Below are 16,396 nucleotides of genomic sequence, written 5' to 3'. Positions count from 1 at the left end.
AGGGTTAGTTAGCAATGAAATTAAAGGTTTTAACCTGTTCTATTCTAATGGCTGTTAGCGCCACCGCAGCAGCTGAAGATAAAGCAAAGAAACCAAAGAAAGTTTGGGATGTGACCAGTGAAGTGGGCGCCATTATCACTAGCGGTAACACGGAAACCACGACTCTTAAAGGTGGCATTAAAGCAAAACATAACCTAACTAACTGGCACAACGAGTACAAGCTTGACGGTTTCTTTAAAGAAGATAAGCGCGAGAACGACGCTGGTGAAAGCGTCACTGAGCGAACCAATGAAAAGTACTCTGCCTCTGTGCAAGGTAACTACAAGCTAAACGACGACAACAGCCACTTATTCGTATTTGGCTCATATGTGTCGGATTACTTTGGTGCTTACCGCAGTGAAGCCGTGGCTTCCGTTGGTTATGGCCAACAACTGTTTGCCAACGACGACATGTTCTTGGATGCTGAAATTGGTCCGGGTGTAAAACGTTTTGAGCACCAAGAAGACAGCACTGAACTGGACGAAAACGGCAATCTACTGGCCGGCACATCAGAAAGCGAGTTCATCGGTGTTGCTAAGTTAAACTACCAATGGCAAATCTCCGACAATGCTCGGTTTACTCAGCTGGTTGCCGTGGAATATGGTGATACCAACACTAAAACCACTTCTGAGTCCGCATTGTTAACCAAAATCAATGGCTCACTGCAAATGAAAGTGGCTTATAACCTAATCCACAACTCAGATGTAGCTGAAGGCAAAGAAAACACAGATACAGAAACTTCATTGACCTTGGTTTACAGTTTCTAGGCAAACGAGCCGCAATAGTTACAAATAACAACAAAAAGGGACGGTAAGTCCCTTTTTCTATTCCTGCCGCTTCGTGTATAATACGCAATCTTTTTGACAGAACTTGGCAGGAAACCAGCTTGAAGATGTTTTTTAGACAGTGTGTTTTAACCATAATGGTGCTTTTCACAAGCACTGCGTTGGCATTTACACCCACCGCAAAACAAATAGAGCAGTTTAAAAAGCTACCTAAAAGTCAACAACAGTTGCTTGCTAAGCAATATGGTATAGACATCAGCACCTTAAACACTGCTGGCAATAATAAAAATACACAGCAGCAAGAAACCAATGCTGTACCACTACCAACAGAGCCAGAGCAAAGTTACTTATCTGAGAATGAAAAACGCTTCAAACCAGAAGTCAAAAAGCTAAAGCCTTTTGCAAGTGAGTTGTTCAAGAGTGATACATTCACTTCGTCTCATTCTGGGAGCGTGTCGGTCCCTCAAGACTATGTCCTAGGAGTTGGAGACCAACTTAAAATTAGCTTTTTTGGTCAACAGAACTTAGAAGAATTGGTAGAGGTAGACGGTGAGGGCAGTATAACGCTTTCTGAACTTGGCCCAATTAATGTAACTGGCATGCGCTATGACTCCTTTAAAAAATTATTACAAGATAAGGTGTCCAAAGAGCTTATCGGTACTTCTGTTTATGTTTCTATAGGGTCATTGAAAAAAATTCGTGTTTTAGTCGTAGGAGAAGTGGAGAAGCCAGGCAGTTACGCCTTATCCGCACTTTCAAATATTACCCACAGCTTATACGCCAGTGGAGGTTTAACAGATATTGGTTCATACAGAAACATTCAGCTTAAGCGCAAAGGTGAAGTGATTAGAAAACTTGACCTTTACGACTTGCTACTGAATGGCGATAACGCCGATGATGTGCCGCTGCGAGCAGGTGACACCGTGTTTGTCCCCAGTTTAAAAAAGCAAGTCACATTGGAAGGGGCGGTGAGAAGAGAAGCGATTTTTGAAGTAAAACAAGATGAATCGCTAGCCGAGCTTCTCTCTATGTCTGGGGGCATGCTTGCTTCAGCGTATAAAGACTTTATCAGTATTAGCCGCTTTACGGGTGGGGTTAAAAAAGTGCTCGAAGTGCAGCAAGGTGCTTTTGACTCAACTCAGTTACAAGACGGTGACGCAATAAAAGTGGCCACAGCGGCGACCCACTACGATAACGAAGTCACTCTAATTGGAGCCGTGGTACGTCCTGGCAAGTATGCCTGGAAGCCAGGAATGACCGTTGGTGAGCTATTTAATAACTCACTTCACTCTGTGCTACCTCAGGCGGATACTGGCTACGGTTTAGTGGTCAGTGGTGGGCGCTTTAATGATATTTCAATGGCGCAGTTTAACTTAATTGAGCAGCTAACACCCAATACCGACAGTGATACGAAAATTGAGCTTAGCAAAGGCGATAAAGTCTATGTATTTAGCCGCTTTCAATACCTAGAAGAAGAAAAGCAGGCGCTTAGAGCTTTAGACCTCACCGCAGAAGAGCTTGAACAACAGGAAAAAACCAGATTGTGGCATCTCTACGAAAGCGAGCTTTATAAAGCCTTTGTCGATACCGATGCAATTTCTAAATTTAATAAAATAGACAAAATAGACAAAATAGACAAAATAGACCAAACAGACAAGCAGCAGGAATCAGAAGAGCAAAACGCTTGGTCTTTTATGCTCAAAGAGCAAGAGGCTGTAGCCAACGGTAAAGTGCCTAGCCCTTTCTCAAGAATTTCTTTGCTAGAGCCTGTTATTAGGAAGTTACAAAACCAAGCTACTCCAAGTAACCCTTTACAGGTTGTGACGATTCAGGGGCATGTCAAATACCCAGGTAACTATCCAATAGCGCAAAACTACACAGTGAAAGATGCGGTAGAAGCTGCTGGCGGCTTATTAGAGTCCGCTTATTTAGGCACAGCAGAGCTCACCAAGTTTAGTAGTAAAGAGTCAATGATTGTTGAGCACCGCTCTTTTGAATTGGCCCAAGAACTACAACAACCATCAATAAAAATAGACAGTAAAGATGCTATCAACGTCCTTTCAGTACCAAAATGGATGGATGAGAATCAAATCACCATTAAAGGTGAAGTTAAATTCCCAGGCTCATATACGATTAAGCGTGGCGAAACACTCAACAGTGTATTAGAAAGAGCAGGCGGAGTAACTGAGTTTGCTTCAGTATCAGGTGCCGTTTTCACTCGAGAAGAAATAAAAAAACAAGAGGAATTACAGCTAAATAGACTGACAGAAAACTTACAGCGCGAGATTGCTTCTAAGAGTTTACAGCCGAGCTCAGAAAGTATTGCTTACTCGGAAGTAAAGCAGCTCCTAAATGACTTAAGTAGTATCGAAGCACAAGGCCGACTGGTGATAAATCTACCCAATATTCTTCAGGGGAAACAAAGCCTAGTACTACAAGATGGCGATACGCTTTATATTCCACAAAAAAGAGACTCGATTAGCGTCATCGGTGAGGTTAATTACCCAGCATCTCATCTATTTGAACCAGGCCTTACTATTACAGAATACCTCGAGCGCAGCGGTGGAATTAAAGAACTGGCTGATGATGAAAGTATTTACGTTATTAAAGCAAATGGTGCTGTCTATATTCCAAAAGGCAGTTGGTTTGCCGTTAATCATGAAGAGAAGTTAAATGCCGGCGACACCATTGTGGTGCCGCTCAATTCAAATTACATGGATAACTTAACGCTTTGGAGCACCAGTACTCAGATTATTTATCAACTTGGCGTTGCTGCTGCAGCAATCAATAACATCTAATCTGGGGAAGCGTGAAATGTCAAAAGTGAATAATGAAGACGTCTCAATTGGCGATATTTTCAATATCGTGAAAAAGCGACTATTTATTGTGGTTGCTGTGACTGCTGTATTCATTGGTTTAGGTGTTGTATTTGCATTATCGAAGCCAAATGTATATCAATCTCAGGTACTGCTAAGTCCGGCCAGTAATCCCTCTGGTGGAAGTGCTGGGTTATCAGGGCAAATCGGAGGCTTAGCTGCCTTAGCTGGGGTACAACTTGGAGGGGGGGCTGCGGATAAATCGCTGCTGCATATAGAGCGTTTCAAAAGCCGAGTATTTTTAACCAAGTTTATTGCAGCTCATGATTTAAAAAAGAAGCTATATGCGGTACAAAATTATTCTTGGGAGAGTAATAAGCTGGTTTATGACCCTGAAAAACTGGCTCAGTTAGAGCAAGGAAATCCAGACTTTGTCTCTCTAAATCGAGTATTTGAATTATTTATCGAAGATAACTTCAAACTGGAACTAGACTCTAAAACCGGCTTAATCAAGTTGGCTGTTTTGCATCAGTCACCTAATGTTGCAAAAGAGATCACTGATTTACTAGTTAAAGATATAAATCAAGAAATCCGTCAGGAAGAAATTATAGATGCCAATAAAAGCATCGACTATCTAGAAACCGCGCTTGAGAATACCAATGTGCTAGAGACCAAAAAAATGTTCTATCAACTGATCGAACAGCAGCACCGTACCAAAATGTTAGCCAGCGTAAAAAAAGAGTATGCTTTTAAAGTAATCGACCCAGCAATTGTTCCAGAACGCAAATATGGTCCAAATAGAGCTCTGATAGTGGTCATATTTGCGCTGCTTGGTGGTGTGCTTGCTACTGGTGGGGTGATTGTGTTTGGTCTCAGAGCAATGAATAATCAAGAACAAAAGTAGACTTATACCAATTCGCTTAATTAAATGGCCCATTTGAGGCAAGAAAATTCTGTCGATAACACCGCTCTCGCGTCCTGCTTCCGCCAAGGTACCTACATCAGTGTAGGCAAGGCGAAAGTTTTGCTATTTAGTTGTTCTAAATGAGAAGTTTTTAACGCAGTTAGCGTCGAATTTGCTTCCTCAAATTGAGTAAGTATTAATGCGGGTTGGTATTACTTATACCCAATCGACTTTATGTACTCGCCTTCTTAATCATAACTGAGCTAAGCGCTTTGCTCTGGATTTTTGTAGAGCTAAGTGGCAGGGTAAAAAGTAAATTGGCAGCACCTAAGATTAGGTAATTAAGGTTAATTTGTGAAATTTAATAATCTGGCAATAAACAAGTTGGTTTGGCTTTTCGTCTTTTTATTCCCGGTTTTACCCCATACCTTAGGTGCGCCGACGGCACAAAAAATGCTGCATGTATTTGCCTTTGCTTTTGTTTTTATGTCGTTAATTGTTAGGCGTGCCTATTTTAAGCCTGGGTTTGTCACTGCGGTTGTTGCCATTTGCACTGTGCTGATGAGTTACTACATGGCCGTTTCATTAGCATTCACCGAGTTCTTAACGTTCAAAGATTTACCTGATTATTTGCGACCGCTGATTTATTTGGTCTATATCCTTATCCCCTTGATATATCCATTAGACGAAGAAGACTTGCAAGCATTTTTCAGCTTTTTCAAAAAAATGTTTGTGCTGCAAATCGTGATTTCTATGTTGGTGTATATTCCAGCAGTATGGCCAGTGGTCGATTTATTTAAAGGTCGCCCAAGTGATGACATGGCACTTCACTTTTATCGTTGGTCAGGCACTTATGGTTATCCATCAGACTTTTCTTTTTACTTGTCGTTTTTTATTTTTTACTACTTTTGCTTTTTTGCACGGCGTATCGCCATGTCATTGGGAGAGTGGTTGATTGTTTTTGTTGCATTCAGTGCAATGTTTTTGAGTTTTAGTCGCGGTGGCTTGTTTTCTACTTTGGGGATCTTAGGCTTGGCCTTTTGGTTTACGGGAGCAAGAAACAGAAAAACATCTTATTTTTTACTTTTTAGTATGGTTTTGGCCTGCGTGGCTATTTTTCTCACCTTCAGCGAAGAGTTTGAGCAAGTTGCTTATATTTTAGAAACTTTTGGTGGAGAAGACGGTAAAATTGATGGCTCTACTAGCCACAGACTTAAAGAGCTAGCCTTGGCGGGGGAGTACTCATCAAAGTTTCCGCCCTTTTCTCAGGGTTCAAACCGCATGGAATTAGCCACCAGAATTGACGTAATAGAGTCTTTCTATGGCTTTCACCTTATTAAGTGGGGCGTACTGGGGTTAGCTGCGGCATTAGTAATTAAATTTGTATTTTTTTTAGTCTGTTGTTGTGTATATAAAAAAGGGGTAAGCTGTGGTGGACAAAAGGTCTCTTCGGCATTGGCATTTGCAGTAGCTTGCCTTGTTGCCTCTGAAGTTTTGCTATTTGGCCTTTCTTCGGCAATAAGTGACCGCTTTAAAACCTTACCAACCTTTTACTTATTATTTGGCTATGTACTTTCTGTTTACTTTGTGAATAAGGATGTAAAGCCGTTAAAAAAAACAACATAAGGTTACTAGTAATTGCTTAAAAAAAGGTTGCGTGTAGAGCAGGCGATGTTATTTTTTAAACCATATTAATTTAGCTCTAGCTCTTGAATTCAATCGGTCTTATTATTACTACAGACGAGCCTAGATTTGATGCTACATGTTCATGAAGTGTCGGTCGAGCCCTTTAACGTATTTAACGTTCTACTATACTCTGTTTTTCTGAGTGTGTAATACCAATTCGTTTAATTACGAGGTCTATTTGAGGCAGAAAACTCTATCGATAACACCGCTCTCCCTTCCTGCTATTGCCGAGGTACCTACTCCGTGTAGGCAAGACAATTATTTTGCTATTTAGTGTTCTAAATAAGAAATTTTAACGCAGTTAGCGTCGAATTTGCTCTCTCAAATTGAGCAAGTATTAATACGGGTTGGTATAAATATTGACTGAAACATAAAGTGTCCACCGGATACGTGGACATAAAATTGAAGCGTTTTAATAAAGTTGCTTTAATCCCTGCTGCTGTTTTAGCAGGTAATGCTTGTACAGGTACTGAAGCCTGTTTCGAAGCTTAAAAAAGTTGACAATGATGCTTTTGTAATAAACCATCATCAGCTTTATGTTAATGCATCTTGCGTTACTGCAGACCTTCAAGCTCTTGAAACTACTTCTTTATTTAGTGACACCACTTTTGAGGTTATCAGGAATGACGAGTCAGGCATACCGCCAATAAATTCAAAGCAGCGCACATGACTCATAATACAGTGTTCAATCCCTTGCGATAACGTGGCTTTGATATAGGTGTAATTGATTGCACCCATCACCGCAATGAATACTTGAGCGGTCCAAAATTTGCCTGTTCTAGGATAGTTGAGCCACAATAATCAATAAATAGCTTTTGTGATTGGCTGATCGAGATGCATGAAAATATGCAAACCGCTGTAACGGCAGTAAAGGCAATCTTTGTCAACCTAGCGTACTACTGTGTATTTTTATTTCTTTGTGATGTGTGGTTGCTTTGTGAACAGTGAAAATAGTATAAAACTCTCTTTAAGCCTAGCGTTTTATACTAATGCAATTGGCAAAGTAACTAAGACTGAGATGATTCACACTGTGGGCTTTCTATGAGACAATTCACAATCAAATCTTGACGTTGGCTCCTGTAGCATAGAGTCTTTTGCGAGAAACAACGGCGTGTGTATCAATCCAGTTAATTAAGCGGGTTGGTCTTATATAGCAACAAATAGGTAAACACTTAAGCAGCGGGTTATTGTATGAGTGTTTTTTTGAGTGAAACTATTGTGTTAGCCAACGTTGTTAGCACTACAATAATGCTCACCGTATGGAGTTAAAATTTACTTTGAAGCGGTAAGTGCACTTGTACAGCACTCGCATTCTACTTCTGCTTCTACATAAGGCAAAGTGCCAGCTATTTAGTTGCACTAAGTCGGGTGGGCTTTAATGTAGTAAATAAAGTATTAAATGCTTCAATTGCATGCAGGAAAAAGCAATTGCTACAGCAGGACGTCAGCATCAAAGCACATATTTTCTTGGTGATTTAAATTTAAATGAAAGATATCAAAGCAACCCCTTTAGTTACTGTCTATATGCCCACGCATAATAGGTTAACAAACCTAAAAAGAGCCATTGAGAGCGTAAAGCAGCAATCCTACACCAACTGGGAGCTATTAATCGTAAACGATGGCTCATCTGATGGTACTTTCGAATATTTACAAGGGCTGGACGATAGCAGAATAAAAGTCTTTCATAATGAGTCACCTCAAGGCGCTTGTTTTGCCAGGAATGTCGCAATAAATAACGCTATGGGCGAGTTTATTACAGGATTAGACGATGACGATGAGTTTACCTTTGATAGATTAAGTTTTTTTATCAATTCGTGGCAAGAGAAGTACAGTTTTTTATGCACGCCAGTCACTGTATGTCGCAATGAAAAACAGCAAGAACATTTATACTTTATAGGTGAAATCAGCCTGCAAGACATGTTAGTAGTCAACAAAGTGGGTAACCAAATATTTTGTAAAACCGAGGCTTTAAAGGAAATTAATGGCTTTGATGCCAGTTTTAAAGCCTGGCAAGACTATGACACTTGGGTTAGATTCTTGCAGCGTTTTGGGACTGGTCTAAAGTTGCCGAAATCCACGTATTATCAACATGAAAGTCAATCTGCAGCAAGTATTACCCGCTCACCGAACCGCCTGACTGGTTTCAGTCAGTTTTTAGCCAAACATCAGAGTCTAATGTCTCCATCACAATTAAAGGCGATGGAGTGCTGGCGACATATCATTTCTGGCACCTGGGTGCCTTTGAGTAAACTGATAGGAAGTGATAAAGGGATACTTAAGTACTCCATACTGCATAATTGCAAGCTGCTTATAGGTAGATAGTGACATGAAGCTATTATTTGTACTAGAAGACTTCACCTTAGGTGGCGTTGAACGCGTTACCTTGCAGCTTATAACAGGTCTTGTGAAAACATACGACTGCACCGTTGAAGTGGCTGCACAAAGCCTTTCCGGTCCTCTGCTAGATAAGTTTAGAGAGGTTGCATGTGTTACCAATAATGCAAGTAGCCACAAGTCATTTAGACAGCTAACCAGACGAATAGAACCTGACCTTGTGATTTTCACAAAAGGCGGCCTTTCTAGGTTAAAGTTTAGTGTCGCCAATCACTGTAAAACAGTGGTAATACAGCATGTGCCAATTCAGCTTCCAGAGGCTGGGCGTATCAAAAACGTGATACGTAGATGTGTCGCCTCGATTTTGTTCCGCATGGTAGACAAAGTGATTTGCGTATCAGATGGGATCTTGGACAATTTAGTTGCCTTAAAGGTGTGTAGCCCAGAGCAAGCACTGCGTATATATAATCCTGTACTAAGTGAAGAAATACAAACCTTAGCTCAGCATCAGCAGCATGATTACCAAAATTACTACGTGTGTGTTGGTCGCCTTCATTTTCAAAAAGGCTACGATCTACTTATCGAAAGCATCAAGCTGGCTTCGCTAAATGGAGCGAAAGTCGTCATTCTTGGTGATGGTCCCAATAAGCGAGAGCTAGAGCAGGCGATTGCAGATAATGCATTACAAGGGCAAATTATCTTACACGGCCCGAGTGACAACCCATACAAGTACATGCAAGGTGCAAAAGCAATATTGTTACCTTCACGATGGGAAGGGCTTCCCACCGTGTTGGTGGAAGCCAGCTTTTTAGGGGTGCCAATGGTTGCGTTTGACTGCCGTTACGGCCCGAAAGAGTTGAGCCAAAATGGCAAATACGGCCACCTTATTCCACAAGGTGATATCAAAGGATTTGCTGATGCCATTGACGCAGTTGAGCAAGGAAAAGCGCTTGCACCACCCAAAACGGATGAGTTTACGTTAAAGTCAGCGGTAGCAAATTACCACAATCTATTCCTGTCATTACTAAGTGACAGCAAATTAGGATGATTGGGCGCTTTTGCGTGCAGCTTAACTAGGTGGTTGAGATATATCATCAAGGCCACCACAAAAGCTGACCAAATTGCAGAGCGATAGGTTTCAAGTGGAGTGCCCGTAAAAGCATATAGTATCGCAACAATTAGCATCCTCAACATAACAATGAAGAAAGACTTTTGCATTAACTCAGGCTCAACTGAGGGAATGAAGTAGGTTGGTCAATAGAACAGTAATGCTATGACAATCATGACAATATAATGAGGGAAGCCTATGCGCGGCATCGATTATCGCTTTTTTATCATGCTTAACAGGTAACTGATTACAAATTTAGGGTATTGACGTATTACCCTATCACGCACATGTTTATGTTTTACCATACGCTGTAACCAACGCAAGCCTAACTTTTTAATCCAAGGGTGATAATAGTCTGGTTTAATAGAGGTTTGCGTTAAGAACCCGCCGCAGGTTATGAATAAAGTGGCTGATTGCATATGGCTTTTGGCCGCAACACAGAACTCTTCTTGATAAGGTGTTCCCATACCAACCAATACAACGTCAACTTCTAATTGCTCTATTTGCTCAATTACGGCTTTTTTATCATCGATGTAACCGTCTCTAGAATACACTATATTAAGTGCTGGGTACTGATTCTTTAAAACGGTTACAGCTTTTGCATTTTCATCAGCGGTGGCTCCGATCACGGCCAACTTGTAATTGCGCTCACACACATGCTGTAAAAAAGGTGCTGCGATAGAGCTGTAATCGAAACTAGCACGAGTAATCTTGGGTAGAAATAGGCTATGTAATTTACAAAGCAATGCACCATCAGAGAAAAAATAGTCAATTCCTGTGATGAGCTCTGAGCGTTTTTGCACCTCATAATATGAAAATGGATTAACGAATGAGATAGCTACGGGCTTATTAGTATTAAGCGCTTGTATCTTAATCGCTTCAAAGTCATCGCCAGAATAAATTTTTTGGTTTAAAAGTGAATTCATAAAACTCTATGTTGCTTCTGTTATTTGTCGCAGCTCTTAGACCAATACTGCATGGCTGGAGCGTTAAATTATCTACACTGTGGATCTCTAGCGCAGGGCTTTCTGCGCTCAGTAACTAGTTTTTCTTGCATAAAAACGCAATAGCTAAAGTATTGATAACAATAAAGATGCGTTTAGGTGAGTATTTGTCTTCCTCTAAGCCAAGTGGAGCAATCGTGATGAATATAAATTATTCCTCAACTTCAGTTAGCATTTTTTGCTTTGTCCTTCTATCAGGCGATAGAAGACAACTTGCATATCAGCAACGCTGCTTTGAGATGGTTTTTTATCACTTTAATCAATCGCTCAATGTGACCAGCTTCGCGGACCATAATTATTGAATGAGTTCACCAAGTTCAAGTAATTCCCTACGTTCTTATAGTGCGCGTTCATCCATTGGCTAGAAGCTTCATTTAATATCAAAAAAAGCAATATTATACAGAATAAAAATAATCAATAAACAGATACATCGCTGTAAAGCAGAACCTTTTCAACCTATGTCCAAAGGAAAAGTAGAATAGAATATCATATTCACCTTAGTGCGTAAGCTCAATTTGGGGCCACACTTCTGTTAACAAAAGATAACAATGATATTGTTTTCTTAAAGCAAAAATGTCTGTAAAACTGCTGTCATAAAGTCCCGCTTTTAGGGTGCACAGTAATTGACGATCAGATATAATGTCGCGATTTTTACTAGGGCGTGCTTTTGAGTGATGCTAAGCAAGAAGCTATGCGCTGTACCCAAAGAGGTAATAGAGTGGTTTTAAATTTAAACATCTGCGGAACTAATTCTTCTAATTTTGATTTTCAGATGCACACACCAATGGAGAATCTTTAATGGAGGTCATTTTAGCCTTATTGTTTTCGTTCACTATGTCCTTAGCAACTATTGGCGTTGTACGACCAATGGCTATTCGGTTTAATCTGGTTGATAAACCTAATGAGAGAAAGAAGCACGAAGGCTATGTACCTTTAATTGGTGGCATTGCTGTGTTTATCAGCATATTAATAACATCCAGCCTATTTTTTCCTTTTAGTGTCGAACTGGCTGGTTATTTACTGGCATCAGGCCTAATGGTTGTGCTTGGCATTATGGATGATAAGCGAGACCTGAGCGTGCGCTTTCGCATTCTTTTCCAGTTGATAGCAGCTTCTTTAATGATATTTTCTATAGATAGCTACATTCAAGATCTTGGTAACTTGTTTGCCGTTGGCAATATTAACCTAGGGTGGTTTGGTATCTTATTTACCTATATCGCGGTGGTCGGTATGATTAACGCGTTTAATATGGTCGATGGTATTGATGGCTTGCTCGGTGCTTTGGCTATCATAACCCTTGCCTCAATTTCTTCGCTTCTATTTATTAGCGGCAAAGACAGTCTTATCTCGGTGTTATTAGTGTTCGCACTCATTCCATACCTTATTTTTAATCTTGGGGCTTTTGGCACTCATTATAAAAAAATATTCATGGGGGATGCCGGCAGCATGTTTATTGGCTTCACGGTAGTCTGGCTATTGTCGAACAATACTCAAGGTGAAGGTAATGCTTTTCGACCGGTGACGGCGTTGTGGATTGTAGCTGTGCCACTGATGGATATGGCCGCGATAATTATTCGCCGTATACGTCAAGGCAAATCCCCATTTCGTCCAGACCGCGACCACCTTCACCACATTTTCTTACGGGCTGGTTTTAACTCAAGACAAGCCCTGCTAATCATCTCGGCCATTGCGACCTGTTTTGCTCTTATAGGTATTATTGGTGAGCTACTAGCGATTCCTGAATCACTTATGTTTGCCGCATTTATTGCTATCTTTTTTATCTACAATTACGCCATTCTGCACGTTTGGCGGGTTTTAAAGTGGTACCGAAAGCACTTCGTTAAAACAAAGCCATAATTATACTCGGCAGATGTGAGGTCTCAGAGTCTGTTTGCGAGATATGGTATTATAGCGAGTCTGGAAAATTTTTAGGGTTTTGTTAAATGAGAATTACGGTTGTTGGTACAGGTTATGTGGGGTTATCTAATGCGTTGTTGTTGGCAAAGCATAACCAGGTGGTGGCGTTAGATATTGATGCTGCTAAGGTTGAGTTGTTAAATAAGCATCAGTCTCCTATTGAAGATGCTGAAGTAACTGAATACCTCCAAGACTCAAGTTTGCAGTTTGAGGCTACTGTAGATAAAGCTGCGGCGCTGGCAGACGCAGAGTTTGTGATTATTGCGACGCCAACTGATTACGATCCGCAAACCAACTATTTTAATACTAGCAGCGTTGAAGCCGTTATTGCAGACGTTATTGCCCATAACCCAGATGCTGTCATGGTAATAAAGTCTACTGTGCCAGTGGGCTTTACTGAGCGCGTTAAAGAGCAGTTTAATAGCAATAATATTATGTTCTCACCTGAGTTTTTACGTGAGGGTAAAGCACTTTACGATAACCTTCACCCATCTCGCATTATTGTTGGTGAGCGTTCAGAGCGGGCACAGCAGTTTGCAAGCTTATTACGCCAAGGTGCTATCAAAGAAAACATCGATACCTTATTTACCGATGCCACTGAAGCGGAAGCCATTAAGTTGTTCTCAAATACCTATTTAGCTATGCGAGTGGCCTATTTTAACGAGCTTGATACTTACGCTGAAACCCATGGCCTAAACACCAGACAAATTATTGAAGGGGTAAGTTTAGACCCGCGTATTGGCAATCATTATAATAATCCATCGTTTGGCTATGGTGGTTATTGCCTACCTAAAGACACCAAGCAGTTGTTGGCCAACTATCAAGATGTGCCTAACAATATGATTGCCGCCATTGTCGAAGCGAACACCACGCGTAAAGACTATATTGCCGACTCTATCTTAAAGCGTGCACCAAAAAAGGTGGGGATCTATCGCTTAATTATGAAAGCCGGATCAGACAACTTTAGGCAGTCGGCGATCCAAGGGGTGATGAAGCGGATCAGAGCCGAGGGCATTGAAGTGATTATTTATGAGCCGGTTTTGCAAGAGCCTGAGTTCCAAAACTCGAAGGTGTATCAAGATTTAGAACATTTTAAAGCAGAGTCAGATGTGATTGTTACCAATCGTATGGTGGCAGAGCTCGAAGACGTAGCAGAGAAAATTTATACTCGCGACGTGTTTGGTAACGACTAAACATGCAGCCTGAAAACGTTGGACATGGCTTTCGGTGGTTGCTCTTTTGAATAGCAATCAGAAATTCTGTAGCAGGTTATGACTAGAAAACCTAGAAACTACTCTCCTGAATTTAAAGCTAAAGTGATACTTGATGCTGCAAAGGATGATAAAACAGTCACAGATCCAGCACAGACACATATTAGATTCAGGTGATATTTGGCACCCTACAAAGCTTGAGAAACAAACAGCATCCATGCATGTGAATAACTATGCCCTAACTTATACTTCGTATCATAAGTTTATAGGGGTTCTTATTTGGGGTGATCATTCTGCCTTTAAACACAAGCTACAGCAAATTGCTGAGTAGTAATGCAATTGGATGTTTTGCGGCAATTTAAGATATTCAAATCGTCGGTAAACAATTTATGTCGCAACGACCTAATAGACAAGGTATGGGGACTTAGCCAAGGCTTTTAAAGATTATTCCCAAAGCTTATTGCTTTCAAGAAATACTTGCTTACTATCGAGTAGATTTCGACAAGACTCGGAATAAGTTTTCAATTCTTAAGTGGCAATGACATTTCTATCGAGAGGTGATAAATCTTAATTTTTTAAGGCTTGTTATCATTTTTTAGCGTTTACTCAATTAAAGGTTTTATAAAACATTCGTTATGAAAATACTTGTAACTGGTGGGGCCGGGTTTATAGGCTCGGCGGTGGTACGTTATATAATAAACAATACAAAAGATAGCGTTTTGAATGTAGATAAATTAACTTATGCAGGCAATCTCGAATCACTTAAGTCAATTGAACAAAGTGAACAATACAGTTTTGCAAAAGTGGATATATGTGATGCGCAAGCATTAAAAGATGTATTTTTAAATTTTAAGCCTGATGCTGTGATGCATTTAGCAGCAGAAAGTCATGTTGATCGATCTATTACGGGCCCAATTGACTTTATTCAAACGAATATTGTAGGTACCTATACACTGTTAGAAGTTGCAAGGGAGTATTGGGATAATCTCGAAGCAGATAAAAAGTCTACATTTAGATTCCATCATATTTCAACAGATGAAGTATATGGTGATTTACCGCATCCAGATGAAGATAAATATAGTAAAAATGAGCTGCCATTATTTACTGAACAAACACCTTATGCGCCAAGCAGTCCATACTCTGCAAGTAAAGCTTCAAGTGATCACCTTGTCCGTGCATGGTTGCGTACTTACGGTTTTCCAACTATAATTACCAATTGCTCCAATAATTACGGTCCGTATCATTTTCCTGAAAAGCTTATTCCGCTTGTTATTTTAAATGCGTTAGAAGGTAAAGAGCTGCCTATATATGGTAAAGGGGATCAAATACGTGACTGGTTATATGTAGAAGATCACGCGAACGCTTTATATAAAGTAGTAACTGAAGGTAAAGTAGGCGAAACATATAACATTGGCGGCCATAATGAAAAGCAAAATATTGAAGTTGTTAAAGCCATTTGCACTATTCTTGACGAATTAGTCCCAAAAAAATCAAAGTATTCAGATCAAATTAAATTTGTAAATGATCGACCTGGTCACGATCGTCGATACGCGATTGATTCCTCGAAAATGAGTAAAGAACTAGACTGGACTCCCGCAGAAACATTTGAAACAGGTTTGCGTAAAACAGTGCAATGGTATTTAGATAATCAAGCTTGGTGTAATAATGTTCAAAATGGCTCTTACCAAAGAGAACGACTTGGTACGCTTTAAAAAGGAAGGATAATGAAAGGCATTATTTTAGCTGGAGGTTCCGGTACTCGCTTATACCCGATTACAATGGGTGTTTCTAAACAGCTCTTGCCAATTTATGATAAGCCGATGGTTTATTATCCCCTATCGGTTTTAATGTTAGCGGGGATCCGAGAGATACTTATAATCACTACACCTGAAGACAGTGATTCGTTCAAACGTTTATTGGGTGATGGCTCACAATTCGGGGTTGAACTAAGCTATACAACTCAACCAAGTCCTGATGGATTAGCTCAAGCATTTATCTTGGGTGAAGATTTCATTGGTAATGACGATGTCTGTTTAGTGCTAGGTGATAATATTTTTTATGGCCAAGGTTTTACCACTAAGCTCAAACATGCTGTTGAAAATGCAAAAAATGGTCAAGGTGCAACAGTGTTTGGCTATCAAGTAAAAGACCCTGAACGTTTTGGTGTTGTAGAGTTTGACCAAAATAAAAAAGCAATTTCTATCGAAGAAAAGCCAACGAAGCCCAAATCCCACTTTGCAGTGACAGGGCTCTATTTTTACGATAATTCAGTGATTGAAATGGCAAAAAAAGTTGAGCCATCGCATCGTGGTGAGTTAGAGATCACCTGCCTTAATGAAATGTATTTAAAGCAAAATAAGCTTAATGTTGAAGTGCTAGGCCGTGGTTTTACTTGGTTAGATACTGGCACCCATGAAAGCCTGCTTGAAGCTGCGCAATTTGTAGAAACAATTGAACGATGCCAAGGGTATAAAATTGCCTGTTTAGAAGAGATCGCATTTAATAATGGTTGGTTAACGACAGAAGAGCTGGTTGCAAGAGCCAGACTAATGTCTAAGAATGGTTATGGTCGCTATTTAGCTGATTTATAAA

At 40.3% G+C, this 16,396-nt stretch carries 11 protein-coding genes and 1 pseudogene; 10 read left to right on the top strand and 2 right to left on the bottom strand.

Annotation, left to right across the window (positions count from 1 at the left end; genetic code table 11):
* Positions 1–14: 14 nt before the first annotated feature.
* The 4 genes from R3P39_RS11070 to R3P39_RS11055 all read left to right on the top strand — a co-directional run bounded on the left by R3P39_RS11070 (position 15) and on the right by R3P39_RS11055 (position 6,170).
* Complete coding sequence (locus R3P39_RS11070) at positions 15–806, top strand: DUF481 domain-containing protein (protein WP_336567524.1); 792 nt, start codon at positions 15–17, stop codon at positions 804–806.
* 125 nt (positions 807–931) lie between these two features.
* The gene (locus R3P39_RS11065) at positions 932–3,622 is read left to right on the top strand and encodes an SLBB domain-containing protein (protein ID WP_336567523.1); all 2,691 of its coding nucleotides are present in this window, start codon (positions 932–934) and stop codon (positions 3,620–3,622) included.
* Entirely contained in the window at positions 3,588–4,544 is a 957-nt protein-coding gene (locus R3P39_RS11060; RefSeq protein ID WP_336567521.1) for a Wzz/FepE/Etk N-terminal domain-containing protein, read from the top strand. The genes R3P39_RS11065 and R3P39_RS11060 overlap by 35 nt, the downstream gene beginning before the upstream one ends.
* Before the next feature lie 354 nt (positions 4,545–4,898).
* On the top strand, positions 4,899–6,170 hold the full coding sequence (locus R3P39_RS11055) for a hypothetical protein (protein WP_336567520.1): 1,272 nt from the start codon (positions 4,899–4,901) through the stop codon (positions 6,168–6,170).
* A gap of 652 nt (positions 6,171–6,822) precedes the next feature.
* On the opposite strand, the pseudogene R3P39_RS11050 reads toward R3P39_RS11055, so the two are convergent.
* Positions 6,823–7,048, bottom strand: a pseudogene (locus R3P39_RS11050) (IS21 family transposase); the annotation flags it as partial.
* 667 nt (positions 7,049–7,715) lie between these two features.
* Here R3P39_RS11050 and R3P39_RS11045 point away from each other — a divergent pair.
* On the top strand, positions 7,716–8,552 hold the full coding sequence (locus R3P39_RS11045) for a glycosyltransferase (protein WP_336567519.1): 837 nt from the start codon (positions 7,716–7,718) through the stop codon (positions 8,550–8,552).
* A gap of 4 nt (positions 8,553–8,556) precedes the next feature.
* Entirely contained in the window at positions 8,557–9,612 is a 1,056-nt protein-coding gene (locus tag R3P39_RS11040) for a glycosyltransferase (protein WP_336567518.1), read from the top strand.
* Between the two features lie 272 nt (positions 9,613–9,884).
* Here R3P39_RS11040 and R3P39_RS11035 read toward each other — a convergent pair whose 3' ends face one another.
* Positions 9,885–10,598 (bottom strand): WecB/TagA/CpsF family glycosyltransferase, encoded by a 714-nt coding sequence (locus R3P39_RS11035; RefSeq protein WP_336567516.1) that lies wholly within the window; start codon positions 10,596–10,598, stop codon positions 9,885–9,887.
* Between the two features lie 876 nt (positions 10,599–11,474).
* Here R3P39_RS11035 and wecA point away from each other — a divergent pair.
* The 4 genes from wecA (at position 11,475) to rfbA (ending at position 16,395) form a co-directional block, all read left to right on the top strand.
* Positions 11,475–12,533, top strand: coding sequence for a UDP-N-acetylglucosamine--undecaprenyl-phosphate N-acetylglucosaminephosphotransferase (gene wecA, locus R3P39_RS11030; protein WP_336567515.1), 1,059 nt, complete (start codon positions 11,475–11,477; stop codon positions 12,531–12,533).
* 86 nt (positions 12,534–12,619) lie between these two features.
* Positions 12,620–13,786 (top strand): nucleotide sugar dehydrogenase, encoded by a 1,167-nt coding sequence (locus tag R3P39_RS11025; protein ID WP_336567513.1) that lies wholly within the window; start codon positions 12,620–12,622, stop codon positions 13,784–13,786.
* Positions 13,787–14,439: 653 nt separating this feature from the next.
* Positions 14,440–15,516, top strand: a complete 1,077-nt coding sequence (gene rfbB / locus R3P39_RS11015) for a dTDP-glucose 4,6-dehydratase (RefSeq protein ID WP_336567512.1) — start codon at positions 14,440–14,442, stop codon at positions 15,514–15,516.
* Between the two features lie 12 nt (positions 15,517–15,528).
* Positions 15,529–16,395 carry a glucose-1-phosphate thymidylyltransferase RfbA gene (gene rfbA, locus R3P39_RS11010; protein ID WP_336567511.1) on the top strand — a complete coding sequence of 289 codons (867 nt, stop codon included), beginning with the start codon at positions 15,529–15,531 and terminating at the stop codon, positions 16,393–16,395.
* The last annotated feature ends 1 nt before the right edge of the window (position 16,396 follow it).

It is taken from the genome of Pseudoalteromonas sp. UG3-2 (assembly GCF_037120705.1).
Classification (GTDB): Bacteria; Pseudomonadota; Gammaproteobacteria; order Enterobacterales; family Alteromonadaceae; genus Pseudoalteromonas.
This window is presented reverse-complemented; position numbering and strand designations above follow the sequence as displayed.

Excerpts from the sequence above, each read along its gene's own strand:
- R3P39_RS11070 (WP_336567524.1), top strand. The coding sequence starts at position 15 with ATGAAATTAAAGGTTTTAACCTGTTCTATTCTAATGGCTGTTAGCGCC.
- R3P39_RS11065 (WP_336567523.1), top strand. The coding sequence starts at position 932 with ATGTTTTTTAGACAGTGTGTTTTAACCATAATGGTGCTTTTCACAAGC.
- R3P39_RS11045 (WP_336567519.1), top strand. The coding sequence starts at position 7,716 with ATGAAAGATATCAAAGCAACCCCTTTAGTTACTGTCTATATGCCCACG.
- R3P39_RS11040 (WP_336567518.1), top strand. The coding sequence starts at position 8,557 with ATGAAGCTATTATTTGTACTAGAAGACTTCACCTTAGGTGGCGTTGAA.
- R3P39_RS11035 (WP_336567516.1), bottom strand. The coding sequence starts at position 10,598 with ATGAATTCACTTTTAAACCAAAAAATTTATTCTGGCGATGACTTTGAA.
- wecA (WP_336567515.1), top strand. The coding sequence starts at position 11,475 with ATGGAGGTCATTTTAGCCTTATTGTTTTCGTTCACTATGTCCTTAGCA.
- R3P39_RS11025 (WP_336567513.1), top strand. The coding sequence starts at position 12,620 with ATGAGAATTACGGTTGTTGGTACAGGTTATGTGGGGTTATCTAATGCG.
- rfbB (WP_336567512.1), top strand. The coding sequence starts at position 14,440 with ATGAAAATACTTGTAACTGGTGGGGCCGGGTTTATAGGCTCGGCGGTG.
- rfbA (WP_336567511.1), top strand. The coding sequence starts at position 15,529 with ATGAAAGGCATTATTTTAGCTGGAGGTTCCGGTACTCGCTTATACCCG.